Annotated in this window: 18 protein-coding genes and 1 pseudogene; 1 reads left to right on the forward strand and 18 read right to left on the reverse strand. The window is 35.5% G+C overall.

The annotated features are described in order from the left end of the window. Positions 1-63 precede the first annotated feature (63 nt). The 3 genes from HVS_RS15505 to HVS_RS15515 form a co-directional block, all read right to left on the reverse strand. Positions 64-4,986, reverse strand: a complete 4,923-nt coding sequence (locus HVS_RS15505; protein ID WP_101303764.1) for a fibronectin type III domain-containing protein — start codon at positions 4,984-4,986, stop codon at positions 64-66. 241 nt (positions 4,987-5,227) lie between these two features. Further along, positions 5,228-5,788, reverse strand: coding sequence for a manganese catalase family protein (locus HVS_RS15510; protein WP_235827727.1), 561 nt, complete (start codon positions 5,786-5,788; stop codon positions 5,228-5,230). A gap of 151 nt (positions 5,789-5,939) precedes the next feature. Next, the gene (locus HVS_RS15515) at positions 5,940-6,983 is read right to left on the reverse strand and encodes a hypothetical protein (RefSeq protein WP_101303768.1); all 1,044 of its coding nucleotides are present in this window, start codon (positions 6,981-6,983) and stop codon (positions 5,940-5,942) included. A 387-nt stretch (positions 6,984-7,370) separates the two neighbouring features. Between HVS_RS15515 and HVS_RS15520 the strand changes: the two genes are divergently transcribed. Further along, complete coding sequence (locus HVS_RS15520) at positions 7,371-8,966, forward strand: recombinase family protein (protein ID WP_242971608.1); 1,596 nt, start codon at positions 7,371-7,373, stop codon at positions 8,964-8,966. A 119-nt stretch (positions 8,967-9,085) separates the two neighbouring features. On the opposite strand, the pseudogene HVS_RS15525 reads toward HVS_RS15520, so the two are convergent. The 15 genes and pseudogenes from HVS_RS15525 to HVS_RS15595 form a co-directional block, all read right to left on the reverse strand. Next, positions 9,086-9,184, reverse strand: a pseudogene (locus HVS_RS15525) (manganese catalase family protein); the annotation flags it as partial. Between the two features lie 3 nt (positions 9,185-9,187). Beyond that, positions 9,188-9,466, reverse strand: coding sequence for a spore coat protein CotJB (locus HVS_RS15530; protein ID WP_101303770.1), 279 nt, complete (start codon positions 9,464-9,466; stop codon positions 9,188-9,190). Positions 9,467-9,495: 29 nt separating this feature from the next. Continuing rightward, positions 9,496-9,735, reverse strand: a complete 240-nt coding sequence (locus HVS_RS15535) for a spore coat associated protein CotJA (RefSeq protein WP_101303772.1) — start codon at positions 9,733-9,735, stop codon at positions 9,496-9,498. 93 nt (positions 9,736-9,828) lie between these two features. Further along, a complete protein-coding gene (locus tag HVS_RS15540; protein ID WP_101303774.1) occupies positions 9,829-10,962 on the reverse strand; it encodes an MraY family glycosyltransferase in 1,134 nt (377 codons plus the stop codon). Between the two features lie 196 nt (positions 10,963-11,158). Then, a complete protein-coding gene (locus HVS_RS15545) occupies positions 11,159-11,614 on the reverse strand; it encodes a deoxycytidylate deaminase (protein ID WP_101303776.1) in 456 nt (151 codons plus the stop codon). Positions 11,615-11,647: 33 nt separating this feature from the next. After that, positions 11,648-12,277 carry a uracil phosphoribosyltransferase gene (gene upp / locus HVS_RS15550; protein ID WP_101303778.1) on the reverse strand — a complete coding sequence of 210 codons (630 nt, stop codon included), beginning with the start codon at positions 12,275-12,277 and terminating at the stop codon, positions 11,648-11,650. Positions 12,278-12,299: 22 nt separating this feature from the next. After that, a complete protein-coding gene (gene rpiB / locus HVS_RS15555; RefSeq protein WP_101303780.1) occupies positions 12,300-12,758 on the reverse strand; it encodes a ribose 5-phosphate isomerase B in 459 nt (152 codons plus the stop codon). A 165-nt stretch (positions 12,759-12,923) separates the two neighbouring features. After that, on the reverse strand, positions 12,924-13,409 hold the full coding sequence (locus HVS_RS15560) for a low molecular weight protein arginine phosphatase (RefSeq protein ID WP_101303782.1): 486 nt from the start codon (positions 13,407-13,409) through the stop codon (positions 12,924-12,926). 177 nt (positions 13,410-13,586) lie between these two features. Beyond that, a complete protein-coding gene (locus HVS_RS15565) occupies positions 13,587-14,639 on the reverse strand; it encodes an L-threonylcarbamoyladenylate synthase (protein WP_101303784.1) in 1,053 nt (350 codons plus the stop codon). 20 nt (positions 14,640-14,659) lie between these two features. Further along, the gene (locus tag HVS_RS15570) at positions 14,660-15,484 is read right to left on the reverse strand and encodes a ZIP family metal transporter (RefSeq protein WP_101304349.1); all 825 of its coding nucleotides are present in this window, start codon (positions 15,482-15,484) and stop codon (positions 14,660-14,662) included. 56 nt (positions 15,485-15,540) lie between these two features. Further along, a complete protein-coding gene (gene prfA, locus HVS_RS15575; RefSeq protein WP_101303786.1) occupies positions 15,541-16,620 on the reverse strand; it encodes a peptide chain release factor 1 in 1,080 nt (359 codons plus the stop codon). A 249-nt stretch (positions 16,621-16,869) separates the two neighbouring features. Then, a complete protein-coding gene (locus HVS_RS15580) occupies positions 16,870-18,069 on the reverse strand; it encodes a DUF4097 family beta strand repeat-containing protein (protein WP_101303788.1) in 1,200 nt (399 codons plus the stop codon). Positions 18,070-18,114: 45 nt separating this feature from the next. After that, the gene (locus HVS_RS15585) at positions 18,115-18,483 is read right to left on the reverse strand and encodes a DUF2089 domain-containing protein (protein ID WP_101303790.1); all 369 of its coding nucleotides are present in this window, start codon (positions 18,481-18,483) and stop codon (positions 18,115-18,117) included. A gap of 305 nt (positions 18,484-18,788) precedes the next feature. Continuing rightward, the gene (locus HVS_RS15590) at positions 18,789-19,415 is read right to left on the reverse strand and encodes an epoxyqueuosine reductase QueH (RefSeq protein ID WP_101303792.1); all 627 of its coding nucleotides are present in this window, start codon (positions 19,413-19,415) and stop codon (positions 18,789-18,791) included. Between the two features lie 94 nt (positions 19,416-19,509). Then, positions 19,510-20,886 carry a DUF512 domain-containing protein gene (locus HVS_RS15595; RefSeq protein WP_192876543.1) on the reverse strand — a complete coding sequence of 459 codons (1,377 nt, stop codon included), beginning with the start codon at positions 20,884-20,886 and terminating at the stop codon, positions 19,510-19,512. Positions 20,887-21,236 lie beyond the last annotated feature (350 nt).

Below are 21,236 nucleotides of genomic sequence, written 5' to 3' on the forward strand. Positions count from 1 at the left end.
TTTTTGCTACCTGGTTTTAATGCTCTTAAACCGCTTTTATTAAATTTTTTATATCGGCTGTGCTTACATATCGCCTGTAAGCTTTAAAGTTTTAACTAAAAGTGCGGCAATCTCTCCTCTTGTAACAGGTTTATCAGGTTCAAAATTATACCCTTCATTTAATGTGAATATGTTTAAATCCAATGCCATCAAAACCTGCCCGTAATTTGTTTTATGTATTTTATTCTCATCATTAATGTAAATATTTTTGGAAGGTACGGCATAATCAAGGTTTAAATTAGTCCTGTCTGAATAAACCATCATTATAACCCTGGCTGTTTCCTGCCTGTTTACATTCCTGGCCGTCCCGCCTGAATTTAACAAATCCTCAAGATTATATTTCTGAGCCCTCTGCCTTATGTTAAGGCCGCCATTTAAAATGTCCTTTTCCGTCACAACTTCATATAGCAAAATTATTTCATTTACCCTCACATTTTCTTTTGGATAAAAAGATTCCAATGAACCAAAAACTTCCCTTAAGTCATATTTGGATAAAAGCAGCCTAATATCCTCACTGTAAGGATGTCCTTCATAAACATCATTTGCAGGAATGTCCAATATTATAATTACAAATTCACCAGGCTCAAACACATTAAACACTATACTGTTTTGAATATAAACGGCATTTGATACCTTGTTCCAGTCCTTATCACTGTTGTAGCTTACATAAGGTATTTTCAATCCCTTTTCTCCGGTATGCACAAGTCTTACCATTATAGGCTTTTCAAATTGTGCCGTTTCTTTGGTTTTTGCCATTACAGGACTTACGCCTCTGGTACCTTCAATCCTGTTTTTTAAAAATTTTGAAAGTTCATACTCTATTTCTTCAATTATTTTAAGTACTTCATCTTCAATTTCTTTAGACGAAACACTTCCCTTTATAGGTGTATTTAAAAATTCATTTAATTTTCTTGCCACAATTCCAGAGCTTTTGTTGTACATCCTGTCATATATTTCTTCTTCAAGTTTTGTGGAAGTTATTGTTGTTCCCACAATGTCCATGCTCATTTTATTGATTATCGATACAGGCTTTTCATCTTTAGATAATTTTATTGCAGGTTTATCCAAACGCCTGATATTTAATTTATAGTAAATATCATTTATATTTGCCGTATTTAACATCTCTTTAACATCAATATGGTTTGTATCTACCACACCGGGTCTTAGTGTATATTCCGCCCCCGCTGTTTTGATACAAAGACCTTTTCCCGAAGCATCCAAAGCTTCAATAACTTTTACAGGTATATATATAATATCCTCAGAAAGCCCTTCTGCATGTTTTGAAATGTCCAATACAAGTATGTTATTTATATTATTTTCTATTGCATTTACCATTCTGTCCCTTTTAATAAGTATCTTGTTCGACACTCCGTTTTCAATATCCACTCTCCAATAAAGGGCTTCTTCAAGCTTGTCTATCTTGTCATAAAACATTGCTTCTTTTCTTCTTTTGGTGTCTTCTTCGTCATAGTCCTCCTGGTTAAAATCCGTCCTGATTTGAACAGGTCCTGCATATTTTGAATATGCAACAAGTGACTTGTCCACAGGGTCTTCCCTGACAGCCCGTACCTTTATGTGGTACTTGGTATTTGATGACAAAGGAACATTTTTAACATCCCCGTCTTCCGTTTCAACGGGAATTGTTTTTATCCTGGCGTAATAGTCCACATATTGTGTGCCGCTTGTCCTTATGCTTTTTTCGCCATAATACGGGCGTATTCTGCCGTTTTCATCTATATATCTTTCAAAATTTGCATCGGTAAGTACGGTATATTCATCATCCAACTCAGCTTTAATTGCAAACTCATATTTGTACTCAGGGATACCTCTCCATTTAACCTCCACATTGTGGTAAGCATCCCTTGTGGTAAACCCGTCTTTAGTATATACCAAAGTGGTGCCGTTGTTTTTATATACCCTCACGTCATAATAAGAATTAGGTTTTAAGTTTACCATCCTCACATAGCACCTGGTGCCTGTTTTTACTATTGTATACTTGTCCCTTGTAAGTAAATTAAGCTTTAAGTCTTTGTCTGATTTTATATAAACGGTGTAGTCCTCAGATTTTGTGTATATATCATGGTCGTCAAAAAAGAATCCCAATTGTACATCTGTTACCGCTTCCAAAAACTCCGGCTGTTCTATCAAAGATGTTGTAACCGGAATGGAAACCCAGACACTGTAACGTGAAGGATCATCCTTATCTATTGCCCTTATGCTAAAGTAATACAGCCTGTTTGGAAACAGCCATTTATCTATTATATATTTCATCTGTTCAGTTAGCGGATCGTATACAAAATTATCTGCAGGTGTTTCTGCCAAAGGATCTAAAAGTATTTCACCAAAATTAGCCATAAAGCTTTGATATATGGCATCTTCAACGTCGCTGTATATACCTTCATTAGGTTCAACCCTCCTTGCTGTACATATGATATTATAAATTACATTGCTTTCCCTTCTCATCCAGGCAAATTCCACAGAAGAGCCACTGACTTTCGGGTTTCCTTCCTCATCCATTGCAATTGCAAAATCTGTAGGCGCCAGTGGTCTTTTGGCTGATTCATCCCCGTCACCTACTTCTCCTTTAACTGTTGTAACCGATACAGCAGGTGTATATTCTGACAGGCGTTCCCTCTCTTGGTCTTCATCTTTTATGCTCAGCCTGGTTCTTGCAATAAAGTAGTAGGTGGTATTTGGTCTTAATTTCTTCCCAAAGGCAGCATACCCCGGATTGTCCTGGGAAAATTCCCTCACTGTAAATTTTATGGATGTGCTTCTTGGGTCATCCACTCCAATAAACAACAAATCCCCGTCCAAATCCTCAGTGGTACCTATTAGTTTAAATGAGTTTATATCCGGTCTTGTGCTCATATATATGTCATAATATATTTTTTTCTCAACAGATGTGTCCAGAAGGTAATTTGACCAGTTTATATTTACTTTGTCAAACTGCATTTCTATATAGTTTGATATTTCTATATTTTCACCGTCAATTAAAACATCCGCATCATTTTTGCTGACTCTTAAATTTATAGGCAGCGGTACATCAATTTCCCTCACTGAACGGGTGGTAAAGCTTACTATTACAGATTTGTCTGATAACTTTTCCAATTCTTTAAACTTTTCGTCAAAATCTTCTTCACCGGCTGCGCCTGTTGTGAACATTTGAAGGTAATACACGGTATTAGGCAGCAAAAAGTCAGGGTAACCCTCTTCATTTTGAATGTCATGTTTTTTAAATTGTGGTTCTCCATCACTCATTCCTATAAACCTCTCGTACTTAAAGAGATTAAATCCTTCAATTGTGTACTCCAAACGGTTTCCAACATCCCTGACGGCTTTGGAAGAAACCGACAAGACAAGTCTGTATTTTAAAGGAAACTGCCCGTATGATTTACCATCCGCTATAAGTTCAGGATTGTTTCCCGTTTCAATTTCAGATTGGTGGGTATTCAGCATAAAATGAAACACAATATCCTTATCCGGGTCTGTGTTGGCTTTTATTTCATCCCAGTTGTGGGGTTTTGCCCATGAAATAGTTACATCAGTGGAGTATTCTACTTCACCGCTTTCTTCATTAATTCTGCTTACAAGCTTTCTGTCAACAATTGTTACCTCCCTTGGCACAGGAGGCTTACTTGTATCTTCTTTCAGCGTATAGTCCATTGGCAGTGACTCTATCCGGTCATCTGCGCCATCTGTCTTAACAACTATTTTATAATATATCTGGTTGTCAGGATTAACCCCTGATATAACCGTTATGGCACTTTTGGCTCCTTCTGTAAAAAAGGTGTCGTTTATTGTTTTTCTGACCGGCCAATCCCCTGGTATTGACGGATCAACACTTGACTGCACTTCATAAAAAAGTCTTGGCAAATCAAGGCTTCCTTCATTTACCCTGTATATCTTAACATATATATTGTTATCAGAATCTTTTGAAAGTTCAAATCTTATAGGAGTATATGTGTATGAATGTTCTCCCGCCAGACGGCTTCCATTAAAATCTGAAGGTTTGCCCACTGATATTACCGATTTTGTATTTCCATCGCTGTCTTTAAACTCAGGCTTAATGTTCATATAGTATACAGTTCCCGGAAGTATGTCTTTATGTGGCAATGCACCTTCTGCTTCCGGCTCTCCTACTTTCGGAAGTGGAGCAGTCAAATCGCTTCTTCCGATAATGTCAAAATTTAAAAAATCAGGTTTACCGGAGTTTTGAACATTTAATGTATCATCTTCATTTCCTGCTACATGTGCCGTATAACCACCATCATAATTATAATTAATATTAACAGATGCCTGGGAAGGCCCGCTGTTTAGGTTTGATGAATCAGTGGAAATATTTATTTTAAAATCTAAACTACTTATGTTTAAATCGCTACCATAGATTTGGCTTAAATTGTCATTGATAAAACTTACAGCAGATGATGCCTCTACTACACCATTACCATTCCACACTTTAGGCATAGCCCATTCAAAATTAAGTCTTGGCTTATGCCCGATTTGATAGCCTCCACCCGGTATTTCTTCTTTTTCCTGATTTGCACGGGAAGCATAAAAAGATATGCGGGGAAGGAAATACAAAAGTCCTTCTCCTATTATTTCTCCACTCTGATTTGAACTTTCATCAAACTCACCATTATAAAACTCAACCTTTATATCATAAATAAAATCATTTTGAAGCCCTTCTATTTTATATGTGTTAACATTTCCTTCATTACTTTCAATTGTCTCTTCTGTCCCTGAAGGAGTATGATATGTAATTTTAAAGGAATTAGTTCCAGAAGGTCTTATCCACCTGATGGTTAAAACACCGTCTGAATAGTCTTCAACATAAATATTAACAGCCTCTGCAGCATGGACAATGTTCATTTTAAAGAGTACAGAGTTTACCAATAGTAAACTTAGTATAATTATTGCAACCGGTAACTTCATCGTATTCTTCATAGTAAAACCCCCGTATATTAATAAATAGCCTGGATTTTTTCAATACTTACACTTCAATATTTATATCGGTAAATTACTGTTTAAAGTTAATAAATTATGGGATATTGTTTACAGTTTTAAAATTCCTTTAATTTCTATATTTTTTCAAACTAAAAGATTCATCACAAGATGAATCTTTTAGTCTTATTCCTTCTACACTGCACCATTAATTAAAATCCTCACTATTTTCCTTTTACAACTATTACTTCATACATTCAGGTTTTGGTATGTGGTGAAGCTTTGGGCTGTCTAGGTAATCCTGTACAATCCTAAGTGCTTCCCCAAACCTTTGAAAATGCACAACTTCCCTTTCCCTTAAAAATCTAAGAGGCTCTATTACATCCGGGTCATCTGCCATATTTATAAGATACTCATAAGTTGACCTTGCCTTTTGTTCAGCAGCCATATTTTCATACAAATCCGTTATGGGATCTCCCTTTGACTGAATATATGCTGCTGTAAAGGGGTTGCCTGCTGCGGACATTGGGTAAATACCCCTGCCGTGGTCTGCGTAACTAGCATCAAATCCAGCTTTTTGCATTTCATCAATGCTTGCGCCTTCTATTAGCTGCCGTACTATACTTCCTACCATTTCAAGATGTGCAAGTTCCTCGGTGCCAATATCATTTAATATAGCCCTTGCCTGGGGAGTTACCATTGAAAACCTTTGACTTAAATACCTTAAGGAGGCAGCTAGCTCACCATCCGGCCCGCCTGATTTAATTTTTTTATAGTAGCGATATAGTAGAATAAATTTAAAAATACACGCCTTTTTTAGACACGATAAGCCATAATTAATAGGATTTTAAGATATTTTAAGGTAGAATTGAATACATTATACAAAAAAATAATCACATTTTATTACATGTCTTTTATATAGTGATTAAAAATTTATGCATAATCTTTTATTCTATTTATATTTTACATCTCATAACACAAACTTTTCTATCCCCTATTTCCTGACAATATTCTATAAAATCTTCATCCTGTCTGAAATTATCAAATGAGTAGCCATTTTTTACTATGTAATCGTAAATTTCCCTTGAGAACAGGATATCCCAGGCTTCCTCATTTACATTAGGAAGTTTATGCATCTTAACTTCATTATATATTTCTTTGTTGTCACCTAATAGTATAACCCTGAACTCCTCGTCTTCTTTGTATATTATATATGACATAGTAATTCTCAATATATCCTCAACTGCAAGACCTCTATCCTCTAACAGCATCTTTTTTAAATCTTCATTCAGGTACAGCATTTTATGGTTGTTAAGGTAGTTGGTTAATTCTTTATAGCTCTTGTTGTGGCGCAACTTCTTTAGATCTATCTTTAAAAACACCGGTTCATCATTTTCAAACAGCACCAGCGTGGCTTCATCTTTGTCCACATACCAAATCTCATTTGTATCGACATAAACTATGTCACCAACCAGTTTCTTTTCGTTAAATACAGGGAAAATGAAAGGATTGTCTTTGAAAAATTTTACACTTTTAATGGTAACCTTATGTGATTCTTTTATAGTAACGGTACAAGGCTCCCCTCCTATATCTTTATCCACAATAACAACCTTGCCTGTATCTGTACAGTACATATAATTCATTTTGCTTGATACAATTAAATCTCTTTTTTGTAAACCTAAAAGCTTTTCTAACCTTCTTAATTTATGATTTTTAAGATATTGAATTAAATTTATTTTTACACCAGGATTTTGTTGCAAGTTGCCGGTTAACCTGTATTTTAGATTTTTTGAAAACTCAGTTATCTTCTGTTTACTTTTCTCATATTGAATTGTTGCAACCCTGGAAGATATCATGTCCATTAGACCTTTTATCCCGTCACTTACATCTTTATGTAATATACCTTCTTTTTTTACTCCTTCTTTCTTTCTGGCTATTACTTTAGGCGATACAGATCTATACTCCTCTGGTAATAAGTTTATATCTTTCTTATTACCCATAAAAATCACTCCTTTTTAAAAAGTATATCAATTAAGATTAACACATATAAAAATTCATCCTGGCACTTAATAAATATTATTTTTTTTTTTACAATGTCAAGTTATCTCTTTTTTCATTGGCATATTTTAAAAATTACCTTTTAAAAACCTGCCCCTAATTAACATTCTCAAAAGATTAATTTTTTTGTCAAACTTTTAAATAATGCAAATTTTATTTATAGTTATGATACAAACTATTATATGAATATTATATTATATAAAATTGTATTAATCAATTGAGGTTAGGAAATATGTCAAAAATCGAGCTTTTAAATGACATAATTGAATATCTGATAACAAAAGCCATGGAAGATTGGGAAATATTTAAAAAAGAAGTGAGGGAGGATTATGAATGACAAAATAAATTATATTCCTCCCTTAGTTAGCTGCAATAATCTTGAAAGCTTTGTCAGTTCTCATAAAACCATTGGGAAAAGCGGTCTTGACCTTGGAGGGTACATACGGGTCTCCACAAAAAAAGAAGCTCAAATTACATCTATAGAGAATCAGAAAAAAGTTTTAAAGGAATGGGCAAATATAAACGGATACAACCTGCTAAAATTTTATACGGATATTAAAAGCGGCAGCTTCTCTTACCTCAGAAATGAAATGCAGCTGCTAAAAGAGGATGTAAAATCAGGAATAATAAAAGGCGTTGTAGCAAAAGAAATCTCCAGAACTTCCAGGGACATTATGGATGTGCTGGAGTTAAAAAGAACTTTAGAAAGCCACGGCGCTTTTTTTATATCCTTAAAAGAAAATTACGACAGCAGGACGGATGATGATGAGTTTTTGCTGATAATTTATGCAGCCCTTGCCCAAAAAGAGCGGAAAACAACTGCCGGCAGGGTGAAAATAACACAAATGCTAAAGGCCCGGGAAGGCAAAACCAACGTCCCTTCTCCTGCCTTCGGGTATAAATTGTCCCCAGACAAGCAGTATCTTGTTATTGATGAGGAAAAAGCAAAAATATACAGATTTATTGTTGAAAAGTTTTTGGAGGGCTGGGGACAGCTTAAAATATGCAAATGGCTAAACCAGCAAGGCATTCCGCCAAAAAGGGCAAAATGTTGGCACACAAATACCATAAAGTCAATTTTAATGAACCCTGTTTATCTTGGAATTACAATATACAACGCCACAACTTTAATAAGGGACAGCTCCGGAAAACAAAAAAGAGTGGTCCGCCCTAAGGAAGAGTGGATAGTGCGCCACAACACCCACCCTCCCCTTATAACCCCGGAGGAATACAATCAAATTACAGATATAATTGAAAACCGAAAAAAAAAGTTTTGCAGAGAGTGGACTAAAGAAAAGAAATATTTATTATCAGGAATCCTCTACTGCAGCGTATGTAAAGGAAAACTCTATGGAGGCAGACAAACTACCCCTGATAAATCAAAGGTTTTTTACTACTATGTGGATCAAAACAGATATGGCCTTTGTAATACCAAAACCAAGTATTGGAATATGGAAAAGGTTGATAATGCCGTTTTAGCTGAAATTAAAAAGTTTTTTGAAGATAAAAATTTAATTAAGAAAATAATAAAAGAAAAATATATGTTAAGAAATAAAAATATCAGCGAAAAACACATAAAACAACTGAAGACAAATCTCCATTCAATAAATACGGCTATAAAAAAACAGCAGGAAGCCTACGAAAAAGATGTTATTTCCATTGAAGAATACGGTATCAGAATGAAACAATTGAGGAAAGAAAAAAAAGAAGTTACCAGCAAAATTAATATAATAAAAGAGATAAATGAAAGTGGTTTTAAATTAGATAAAAAGCTGGAATTTATTACAGAAAAAGTTTTGAGTACTTTAGAAAACCTTGAGAAAGCTGATTACCATGTGAAGAAATTTATCTTAAAAAAGCTGGTTAGAAGTGTCGAAATCAGTAAGGACTATACAGTTAAAATACATTTTACATTTGAATTGTAAACTGCTTAAAGGGCACTAATAAATGTTTAAAATAAACATTTTAAAACTCGCTAAAAAAATATTAATACACTATAACACACTATAAAACACATTAAAAAAATACACTATAAAAACATTAAATCCGGTCCGCCGAATTGTGTAATTATAACTTTTGCCATTCTAGGATCCGGATTTTTTATTTTCACAGGATATTCTAGTTTTTTCTCATATATCCACACTTTCTATCTCTCCTCTCCTGCAAGACTAAAATTAAAACTATAATTCCATGGCCATGGGTTGTTTATCCACTGCCACGGATATTGACTACAGGATCTGAATGAATACAATGGCCCATATAATCTTTCATACATGCTTCTTAGCATGGCAGCCTGAGTAACTATAGCATTGTATTTGCAAAGAGCTTCCCTGTCATTTGGATGTGTATCAAGATAAAGCTGAAGATCCACAGCCATAAAATCAAGGGCAGTCAATTGCTTTAAAAGTTCATTCCTATTATGCATATTTTACCCTCCTCTAACTTAGCCTTCTATTAATCCCTGGGTGGTCTGTAATTTTTATCGACGCCTCTGTAGGGGCTATATAATTCTGGAAATGCAGTGCCTCTTTTTAACGCTTCAATTGGCGGATAAAGACTGCATAATTTTTGGAAAGGAACATATGCCCTTGCAAGTCTCACATTTCTTAAAACAGTTTCCTGGGGTATGCAGGGCGCAGGGTGCATAGAATACATTCCCGGCATCCCCCTTTCCTCTGCCCATATTTCTGTCATAATCACAGTCCTCCTCTTTTATTGTCCTATAAGGACTATTCTAACATCTAATATACATAATATTACGAGGTCTGTGAAATAGTTACATTTTTATTAACGCTCTGCATCTTTTACTTTTTTAATTGAAAGATTGCCAATGCTTCTTTTGCTTTCTTCCTTCTCTTCTACCTCTATATCTTCCATTTCACTCATATATTTTGCACCAGCAATTATAAATATTGAAACAGAAGCAATAAGTACAATTGCACCTATAACCCCTCTGTCCGTTAATACAACTGCACAAAGACCTAAAACTGCACTTGCTGTATACATGACACCTACCGATTGCTTTTGGGAAAGCCCCATGTCTATGAGCCTGTGGTGTAAATGCTCCCTGTCAGGCTGCATAATAGGTTTCCTTTTTAAAATTCTTCTGATTATCGTAGAAATAGTGTCAAATAGCGGCAGTCCTAAAACCAACAGAGGTATTGCTATGGAAAAGGCCGCATATGTCTTTATCATACCTTGAATAGAAACAACAGCTAAAGTAAATCCTAAAAAAGTTGAGCCTGTGTCTCCCATGAATATTTTTGCAGGGTTAAAATTATATGGTAAAAATCCAAGAGTTGCACCGGCTAAAATTGCTATAATGGTGGCATCACTAGATTCCCCGTTTAAAATTGAAATGAAAAACAGTGATAAATAAGATATAGAAGATACCCCTGCAGCAAGTCCGTCAAGCCCGTCTATTAAATTTATTGCATTTGTTATCCCAATAATCCACAATACAGTAATTACATAAGATGTTATATCATTTAATTGTGATACACCTTCACTTGCAAAAGGGTTGGTGAGATTTGTAATCCTTGTATTTGAAATAAACACCACACATAATGCTGCAATTATTTGAAATACAAGTTTAAACCTTGCACCTAATTGTTTTATATCATCAACAATTCCAATCCCCACTATAATAAGCGCCCCTATAAGCAGCCCTAAAAGCTCTCTGTCCGGAAGTATTCCTGAGGCACCTAAAAATGTACTTACCACCCCAAACATTAAAGACACAACAAATCCAAGAAAAATCGCCATACCTCCCAGCCTTGCAATGGGCTTATTGTGCATTCTCCTTGTGTCTTTAGGGATGTCTACAGCCCCTATTTTAAAAGCTAGCTTCCTCACCGCCGGTGTGGATGAAAAGGCTACAATAAATGCCAGAGCAAATAGAATAATATATTCGTAATTCATAAATTAACACCTTCTTTTGTATTAGGATTTTACTTTTGTAATTTAAAATCCTTAATGGTATCTTTGGTGAAATACAGTCCTTAATAAAATATTTTTAAAATATACACTTTTCCAATTTTACTTTTTTAGTCAAGTATATTTTATTATACTATACCAATTCCAAATATACCATATCATTTTTAAATTAAATCTGCCATTACAGCTTTTTAATGTTTTCATATTTAATGACCCTGACGCTTGCCTCCTTTAAAAGATCCATGGCAATTTCATCAGGGTAATCTCCTTTGAAAACAATTTTTTCTATTCCTGCATTTATAATCATTTTTGCACATAGCACACATGGCTGGTTGGTAACATACATAGTTGCACCTTTTACACTTACTCCTGAATATGCAGCCTGGACTATTGCATTTTGCTCTGCATGTATAGCCCTGCACAGTTCATGCCGCTGCCCGGAAGGAACTTTATACTTCTCCCTTAAACACCCAACTTCCTCACAGTGCTTGCAGCCTGTAGGAGCACCATTGTATCCTGTGGCAAGAATCCGCTTATCCTTTGCAATCAAAGCTCCTACCTGACGCCTTAAACAAGTGGACCTGGTTTTTATAAGTTCCACTATATCCATAAAATACTCATCCCAAGACGGCCTCATAAAACCCCCTCCATATATTTGACTTAAAAATATTTATTTTGTTCCAAATAATCTGTCTCCGGCATCCCCAAGACCTGGAACAATATAACCTTTTTCGTCTAAAGTTTTGTCAACTGCAGCAGCATATATGGTAACATCAGGATGTTCTTTGTTTATTGTCTTTATCCCGTCCTCTGATGCAATTATGCACATAAGCTTTATACTTTTTACTCCTTTTTCTTTTAAGTACTGTATAGCCAAAGATGCCGAACCGCCGGTGGCAAGCATGGGATCCAAAATAACAATCTCCCTTTCTTCTGCATCTTCAGGCAGCTTGCAATAATATTCCACAGGCTTTAATGTATCAGGCTCCCTGTACAAACCTATGTGACCTACTTTAGCCATGGGCAAAAGATTTAATATCCCGTCTGCCATTCCAAGCCCGGCCCTTAGTATAGGTACAATTCCCAGTTTCTTGCCTGATAAAACTTTTGCCTTTGCCACTCCCACAGGAGTCTCTATTTCCACCTCTTTAAGAGGCATTTCCCTTGTTACTTCATACCCCATCAGCATGGATATTTCTAAAACAAGTTCCCTGAATTCTTTTGTTTTGGTATTTTTATCCCTTAACAGCGATATCTTGTGCTGGATTAGAGGATGATCTAAAACAATAAGGTTTTCCATTTCTGCCACTCCTATTATCGGTTTATTCCTTTATATATATATACTTTTTTTCTATTTCACTAATTTTATCTATCCTCTTTTTGTGTTTCCCGCCTTCAAACTCAGAGTTAAGCCAAGTTTCTACTATATCCAGGGCAAGTCCAGTTCCTACCACCCTGGCTCCTAAAGCAAGGACATTGCAATCATTGTGCTCCCTGGCCATTTTTGCCATATAGCTGTTTGTGCAGACAGCAGCCCTTATCCCTGGAACTTTATTGGCCGCCATTGAAATTCCAAGACCTGTTCCACATATTATAATTCCTCTGTCACATTTACCCTCTTTAACTGCCTCTGCAACTTTTAGCCCGTAATCGGGATAGTCAACAGAGTCACAACTGCATGTCCCAAAATCAATGCATTTAATATTCTTTTCTTCTAAATATTTGATTACTTCTTCTTTTAATTCATAACCTGCATGATCGCTTCCAATTGCTATTACCATACGAACCTCCGTTATTAAGAATATATTGTATAATATTAGACTCCCCGTGTCAAAAAACCTCTTGGATTAATTTAGCTTATTTTTTTCTATTTTAAAAATTCAAATATTATTAGCATCTCTCTTTCTTATATTATTTCTTATATTATTAGCTTCTCTCTTTTATTATTAGCTTCCCTCTTTCTTTAGTTTTTCTATCAGCTCATCAATAAGATGCTTTAATTCTTTTGCACAGCTTTTATATTCTTCCTCACCCATTCCATAAGGGTCTTGCACATCCAAACTTTCATCTGTTTTTTTGTACCCTGAAACATATTCCTTTAAAGTCCATATTTTAGACTCTGCCTCAGGCACAACAGATAAAATTATTTTTTTGTGTCCCTCTGTCATTGTAAGTATTATATCTGCTTTTTTTATTAAATCCTCTTCGCCAATTGTCTTTGCCTTATGACCGCTTATATCAATTCCAAAAAGCTCTTTTACAGCCTTTTGGGCTTTAGGATTTGCACCATCCCCGCTAAATGCAGATACTCCGGCAGAAAAAGCCCTGACACCTTCCAGCTTTTCCTCCCCTAAAACGACATGGTTAAATATTCCCTCTGCCATAGGGCTTCTGCATGTATTTCCGGTACACACAAAAAGAATGTTTTTCATTAGGTCTTCTCCTTTTCCTGATATATAGGTATATCATCAAATATAGTATATCACCAAATATACAGGTATACCACCAAGTTATACTACTATATGTGCTACTATATATTGATATATAGTAAAATATATAGCGCCATATATTAATGTATATATCAATATATGCATTGATATATGTATACACTATATGTGTATTATTTTGTAGCCTGCCGCCTTTCGCATCCTGTTCATTACTGCAAAACCTATTCCCTTATCATCAATTGCTTCAGCCAATATAATCTGTACCCCTAAATCGTCAAAATCCCTCAAAGCTTTAAAAAGATTAGAAGCAATGGTTTCAGGCTCTAACCTGTCTCCTAATGAAATCACCACTGCCCCGTTATACAAATTTTTAGTTTGCTCTGTCGAGAGAACCCCGACAGACAACCCCTTTTCCTTATATTCTCCTGCTATGGCATTGATTTTTCCTACAACATCTGAAACTTCCCCTTCAACCACGATTAGCTCTGCCTTAGGGGAATAGTGCTTATATTTCATACCTGGGGATTTTGGAATAAGCCCGTCCAAATCCTTTTCTGTCAGAGAGGGGTCAACATCTACTTTCCCTAAAAATTCCTCCAGCTGTTCTTTGGAAACACCGCCGGGTCTTAAAATTACAGGCGGCCAAAGGGTAATGTCCAAAACCGTTGACTCCACTCCTATATCTGAATTACCGGCTTCTATAATAACATCCACCCTTCCATTTAAATCATCAATAACATGCTTTGCCGTTGTAGGGCTAGGTCTTCCTGACAAGTTGGCACTTGGAGCCGCTACAGGAAGTTTTGCCTCCTCTATAAGGCTTAAAGCTATTTTATTTTTTGGCATTCTTACAGCCACAGTATCTAAACCTGCTGTAACGCTGTCAGGAACGTTGGACGTCTTTTTCCCCACCAAAGTCAAAGGTCCCGGCCAAAATTTATCCATAAGCTTTAGGGCATCGCAAGGTATGTCCACCATTAAATTGTATATTTCTTCCTTGCAGGCTATATGTACAATCAACGGGTTGTCCGAAGGTCTGCCCTTTGCCTCAAATATCTTTAAAACAGCTTTTCCGTTTAAAGCATCAGCCCCAAGACCATAGACTGTCTCTGTGGGAAAAACCACCAATCCTCCTTCTTTTAATACCTTAGCTGCATATTTTATTTTTTCAAAATCTATATTATTTTCATCTATTTTAAGTATTTCTGTTTTCAACTCCACTTACTCCCGTACAATTAATTAAGCATTGATATTATTATACCACAAATTATCCCAGTTACATTACCCAGTGACGGCAATCTTCCCATATAAAGTTTTTTTGACTCAATTATAAGTTCAGCATGTACCACATAAAGCATTGCTCCTGCAGCAAAAGCCAGGCATATTCCTACAAAGTCTGTGGATACTTTTCCCAAAATTGCCCCTAACAGGGTTCCTAAGCCCATGGGGGCACCGGACAAAAGGGTAAGGAAAAAAGCCTTTTTTGAACTGTATCCTCCCAGCTTCATTGGAACTGCCATTGCAATCCCTTCAGGAATATCGTGTATCACAATCACCGCAGTAAGTATAATCCCAAGACTCACAGATGCTTCAAAACCTGCCCCTATGGCAAAACCTTCAGGGAAATTGTGGATGGCTATTCCTATCGCCATCAGTATTCCTGCCCTTAAAAGCCCTGTTGTTTTTATATCGGTATTTCCAGCCGTCTTTCTGCCTAAAACTTTCTTTTCGCTTAAAGCTGCCTTTCTGCTTACAATTGCCTTACTACCAACAACTGTCTTTTTGCGGCCTTTTTTATTGATAATTTCTTCAACACATACAATTGACAAAACACCTGCAGCCACGCCTGCAAGTGTCAGTATTATTCCTCCAAACCCTATGGCTTCAGGGAGCAGTTTAAAGCAAACCACCGCTGTCATAAGCCCTGCTGAAAATTCTAGTACAAAACTTAAAAGCCGCTTATTTATCCCACTTACAAAAAAAACAGTCAGACCGCCTATACCTGTACCTATCATTCCTGTCAAAAGACCTGTCAAGGTTACTTTTAGTAAATAATTCACATGTGTCACCCAGCACCCTCATAATATCCCTATATTATATTCAGGTGCCCAATACATTATTTACCATTACCTTCCCCGCTGGCAAGTTTTTCACTTTGGTCAGTTGTAATAAGTGCATCTATTATTTCATCTATTTCACCATTTAGCACATCTTCAAGTTTATAAATTGTAAGCCCTATTCTGTGGTCTGTAATTCTCCCCTGAGGGAAATTATATGTCCTTATCCTTTCACTCCTGTCACCGGTTCCCACCTGACTCTTTCTTTCCTGGGCAATATCCCCTTCCTGCTGCTGCCGGGCAATTTCATAAAGCCTTGACCTTAGGATGGTCATGGCCTTATCCCTGTTTTTGTGCTGTGACCTCTCATCCTGGCATGTAACAACCATTCCCGTCGGGATATGAGTTATCCTTATGGCGGAGTCAGTTCTATTAACATGCTGTCCCCCTGCTCCAGATGCTCTGAATGTATCAATTCTCAAATCATTTGGATCTATTTCTATATCAATTTCTTCCGCCTCAGCTAAAACAGCTACTGTAACCGTAGATGTGTGGACTCTTCCACTCGCCTCTGTTGTAGGAACTCTTTGTACCCTGTGCACACCGCTTTCATACTTTAATTTGCTGTATGCACCTTTACCCTTAATTAAAAATATAACTTCCTTAAACCCGCCTATTTCCGTTGGATTGGAATCAAGTATCTCTGTACTCCACCTTTGCTTTTCAGCATACTTAGAGTACATCCTAAAAAGGTCTGCTGCAAAGAGGGCAGCTTCATCTCCGCCTGCGCCTCCCCTTATTTCAACAATTACGTTTTTATCGTCATTAGGGTCTTTAGGCAGGAGTAAAATTTTTAATTCTTTTTTCACCTCTTCAAGATGTCTCTCAGCTTCTTTAAGCTCTGCCTCAACCATCTGCTTAAATTCCCTGTCAAGCTTTTCACCAAGAAGCTCTTTTGCCTCTTCTATTTCTTTGTTTATCTTTTTATATTCCCCATATTTTGCAACAATCTCTTCTAAATCCGAATGTTCTTTCATCAGCTTTCTGTATTCATTTTGATCCCCTAACACTTCCGGATCAAGAAGCTTATTATTTATTTCCTCATATCTGTTTTCTGCAGCTTGAAGTTTATCAAACATATTACACCCCTGGTTTCTTAACAATATTTAAAATTCCCAATGAAGTATTATATCACGAATTTGTATTTTATACTAGCATTGTTATTTGATTGGGAATTAATGGTCGGTGTAAATAAAAACCCCTGAAGATAGTTCTCCAGGGACTTTAAATAAATTTCATCCATCTTACCCCGCTGCCTCAATGGATTTATTGCACTGTATTTACATTATACACATATTCATTTTACAAGCATTTTTTATAATTTGAATTTATTTTATGATTTCAATGTATCCATTTTGGGCTTCTGCTATAATATTCACTTTATTGCCAAAGCTCTCATATCCATTACTTTCTGCTTCAACAAAATTATTTTTCATCTGCTTGCTTATATTTTTATACACCATCTCCGGTATTAAAAGATTAATTTCCCCATTTGTAGCATGCGCTTTAACTTTATATCCCCTAGTGTCCATATCATTCATATTGACTTTTATTCCTGAATTTTGGGTGTTTAAATTCATGTTTATAATTGAAGAGCCTTCATAGTGGTGAATATTCTCAACCAATATCCTGCCGTTTCTGGTTGAAGCATTGAGATTTTCAGTTTTTATGTGTTTTATCTCTATAACTGAGTTGTCGGTATTAATATCTATGTCCTTTCCTATAATGTACCCAAATTGTATTTTACCGTTTTTATTTGAAACACTCAGTTTGTCACTTGTAACACCCATAAGGTCTATACTGCTGCTGCTTGTAGCTGTTTTAAAATCTCCTGCCTGTACATCTTCAACATATATCTTTCCGTTCTTGGTTGTGAGACTCAATTTTTTAAATTTTATAACCGGCAAAAATATTTCATGGGAAACACTTATATTACCTATCTTATTGTATTTTGCGGATACCAAATTGTCGCTTTGGGAAAAATTTAAAATTTCATCAGCATTGTCCTGAGGGCTTTTTATTACAGTTCTTATTTTTATGTTATTATCCATATGCTTTTTAACCAGAATATGTCCATTCAACCCTTCAACTTCAATTTCCATATCTTCATTTACATTTTCTATTTCAAAGGTTTTAGTCACAGCTTTGTAATTTCCGAAAATATCAAATGCATTTATATTTACAACACTTCCCACAAAGTCTACTATTTTATCTGCAACTCCCATGGTAGCATACGCTACGCCTTTTCCAACCTTCTCCATTTTAGATGCAAACTCTTCAACAGCTTTGTCAAAATCCTTTTGTTTATAGGTCTTTTTAAATTCATTCTTCCAGTCATTTAACTTATCTTTAACTTTTGTAATTTCTTCGTTAAAATTAACCTTTTTATCTTTTTTCTTAAGAAAATCATATTCAGTACTCTTTGAATCCGGACCTATAGCTTCAAGAAGCCTTGCTGCTTCTTCGCTGGTGATCTTTCCTTCTTCCAGCATTTTAAGTATATACATCTTTTCCTCACTAAATGGCATAATCAGTATCCTCCTTTTTTTGGTTTTTACCATCAGAATAAACAATTATTGTTTCAACAATTCAAGAGCTTCATCAACAGATATCTCTCCATTATTCAATCTGTCCAAAATTTCTTTTCTGTCTATTGACTCATATACTTTATCATCAACTTTATGTCCTAAAGCCATTACCACATCTTCAATTTTATTTTTAACTGTAGGATATGAAATTCCCAATTCTTTCTCTATTTCTTTTATATTCCCCCTGCACCTGATAAATACATCGATAAATTCTTTTTGCTCAGGAGTAAGCCTGCAAAACTTACACAAACCAAAATCTCCTTCAATGGTGGTTTTACATTTAGAGCACCTGATTTTAGTTATTGAAGTGTCACCGCCGCATACAGGACATTTGCCCAACACTTCCCTGTTCATATAATCACTCCTCATATTTATTCACGTCTTTCTTTCATTATATTTATTATAATAATATATTATTTAATATTTGTCAATTGGGCATTAAATATTTTTAATTTTTAAGTTAATTTTATTAATTTTATTTTTCAATGCAGCCTTTTTTCAAAGTAAACCGGTAAATTTTTTTTAAAATAATTGAAGTAAAAATTAAATCGAAGTGCAAAAAAACACACTAAAATGAAGTGAAAAATTATATATGGCATTTATCACATTTAAAAATTTTAGATATGACATTAGAAAAAGGCATGATAAAAGGTATGATTTTAGAAAGAGGTTTTTGACTCTCTTTCTTTTTTTGAAAAAACACAGCCGCAATAATCTTGCCGGTACAAGTTGTATTTTTTTGATAAATCAATGGAATTTTTAAAACCATTATTCTTTTTAAAATCAGCTGCTAAAAATTTGACATTATATTTGTCTTGCAGTGTTTGTCCAATTTCATTAATCATATCAGCATTTTTTAAAGGACTTATTGACAGGGTCGAGGTAAAATAACCAAACTTGTTTTCAGCGGCATACACAGCTGTTTTTTCCAGTCTCAGTGCAATACACTGTTTGCACCGCTCACTTCTTTCGCCTAAATTTTCCAGTCCTTTGACTTTTTCATAAAATAAGTGGCTTTCATAACCTGTTTCTGCAACTTTTACATCAAGTCCCATTTTAGGTATGAGATTAATTTGCTCCTGTAATCTCTTGTAATACTCTTCTTCCGGGTATATATTGGGGTTAAAATATAATATCTCCATATCAAAAGTTTCACTAAGTACATTTAAAACATGTGTACTGCATGGAGCACAGCAGCTGTGGAGCACCAATTTAGGCCAGTACCCTTTGTTTTTTATGTTCTCTATTTCTGCAGTCATCAGTTTGTGATAATTAATTTTGTTCATTTTTCTTCCTCTTTTCCAAAGCTTAAGCATACTTATTGTTTTTATTGTGTTTTTATATTTATATGTTTATTATTCTTTACGCTTTTATTATCCTTTACATTTGCCCTTGTTTACTTACGGCATCTAAAAATTTCTTGCCGTCTGAGTCCACAGGAACAACCTTCATCCCTAAAGCTTTTTCCACCTGGGAAATCGTTACATCATCCAAAAAAACATCTTCCCCCACCCGGAGCATATTTGAAGGTATCATTAGCGTTTTTCCCAATTCTTCCCCTTTATCCAGCCTTTCTTTTATTTGCTTAATTAAATCCTTTCCTGTAATTAAGCCGGACACCGTTATGGTTTCCCCAAAAAAATCATTCCGTATGCAAACTACGTTAATCTCTATGTGGGGAAATGCCTCGGTTATTTTTTTTGCAAAATCATTTATTGCAGCATAAGCCAGCTTTCCGGTAGCTATTGTTAACTTATTCTTTATATTATTTGAAAGGCTGTTATAATCCTTACGGCGCTTAATATTGTGCAGGGCTTTATAAAACTCGTTTATAAAACTTCTCATCATCCCAACGCCGTTTTCAATTTGAAGATAGCCATCATACCTGTTTTCTTCCGGAAAATCACGCTCCGCCATAATATACCACTCATCACTGGCATGTATAAAATGCAGTCCATATTTATTATAAAATTCCTGCTGCCGGCTTTCAATCATATCAATAACCCTGTCTGCATCCTGCCTGTTAAACATTTCAAGTTTAAAAAGCCCGTCCCTGTACTTTGTAACACCTGCAGGAACAACCGACACACTTTTTAAATAAGGCAAAAACTTAGATAAATCATCAATGGAACGCTTAAGTTCCTCCCCGTCATTAACATTTTTACAAAGCACTATCTGACCGTTCATTTCAATGCCTGCTTTATAAAAGGTTTCAAGATATTTCAGCTTCTCCCCTGCAAACCGGTTGTTCAGCATTTTAGATCGCAATTCAGGGTTTGTGGTGTGTATTGAAATGTTAATTGGCGCCAAACGGAACTTAACTATCCTGTCAACATCTTTCTGGCTCATGTTGGTGAGGGTAATGTAGTTTCCCTGTAAAAATGACAACCTGGAATCATCATCTTTGAAATATAATGTCTCACGCATGCCGGGGGGCATCTGGTCAATAAAGCAGAAAATACACTTGTTGCGGCATGAACGGCAGGCGCTCATAAGGCCGCTTTCAAACTCAATACCCAAATCCTCTTCATAGTCTTTTTCAATTTCTAAAATCCACTCTTCGCCGTTTTGCTTTTTAATTAGAACCTCTATATATTCATTTGTAATAAGGTACCTGTAGTCAAATACATCCTCTATCTCCCGACCGTTTATTGTCAAAAGAATATCCCCCACATTGATATCCATTTCATCAGCAATTGAATTTATGTGTACTTTTTTAATAACATGGCCTTGATATTTGTTTTTTTTCAACTTTATGTTCCTTTCAATATCAATGGTTATTTTGGCTAAATATATCAGCTTACCGTATTTTCTTTTAAAAATATAATAACTCAGCATTTTGCCGATGGCAAGTTTTTTGTAAAAGGGCATCACCTATTGCACCTCTCTTCTCTTGGTTCATACAGTATTCCTTGATCGCCCTCATAATGCTTTGTATGAATAAACAAATTATCAAATATTACGTCAGGAATACCTTCCGGGAAAGCCTTACATGTTCTCTTTGGTCTAGCATGCATTAAATTTTTAAATCCCAGTGGGATTTAAATTCCTATATCCTCAATATTCAAAAAGAAAATTTAAAAATTCTGTAAATGATTAAGCTACAG

This window comes from Acetivibrio saccincola, from assembly GCF_002844395.1.
GTDB classification, from domain to species: domain Bacteria; phylum Bacillota; class Clostridia; order Acetivibrionales; family Acetivibrionaceae; genus Herbivorax; species Herbivorax saccincola.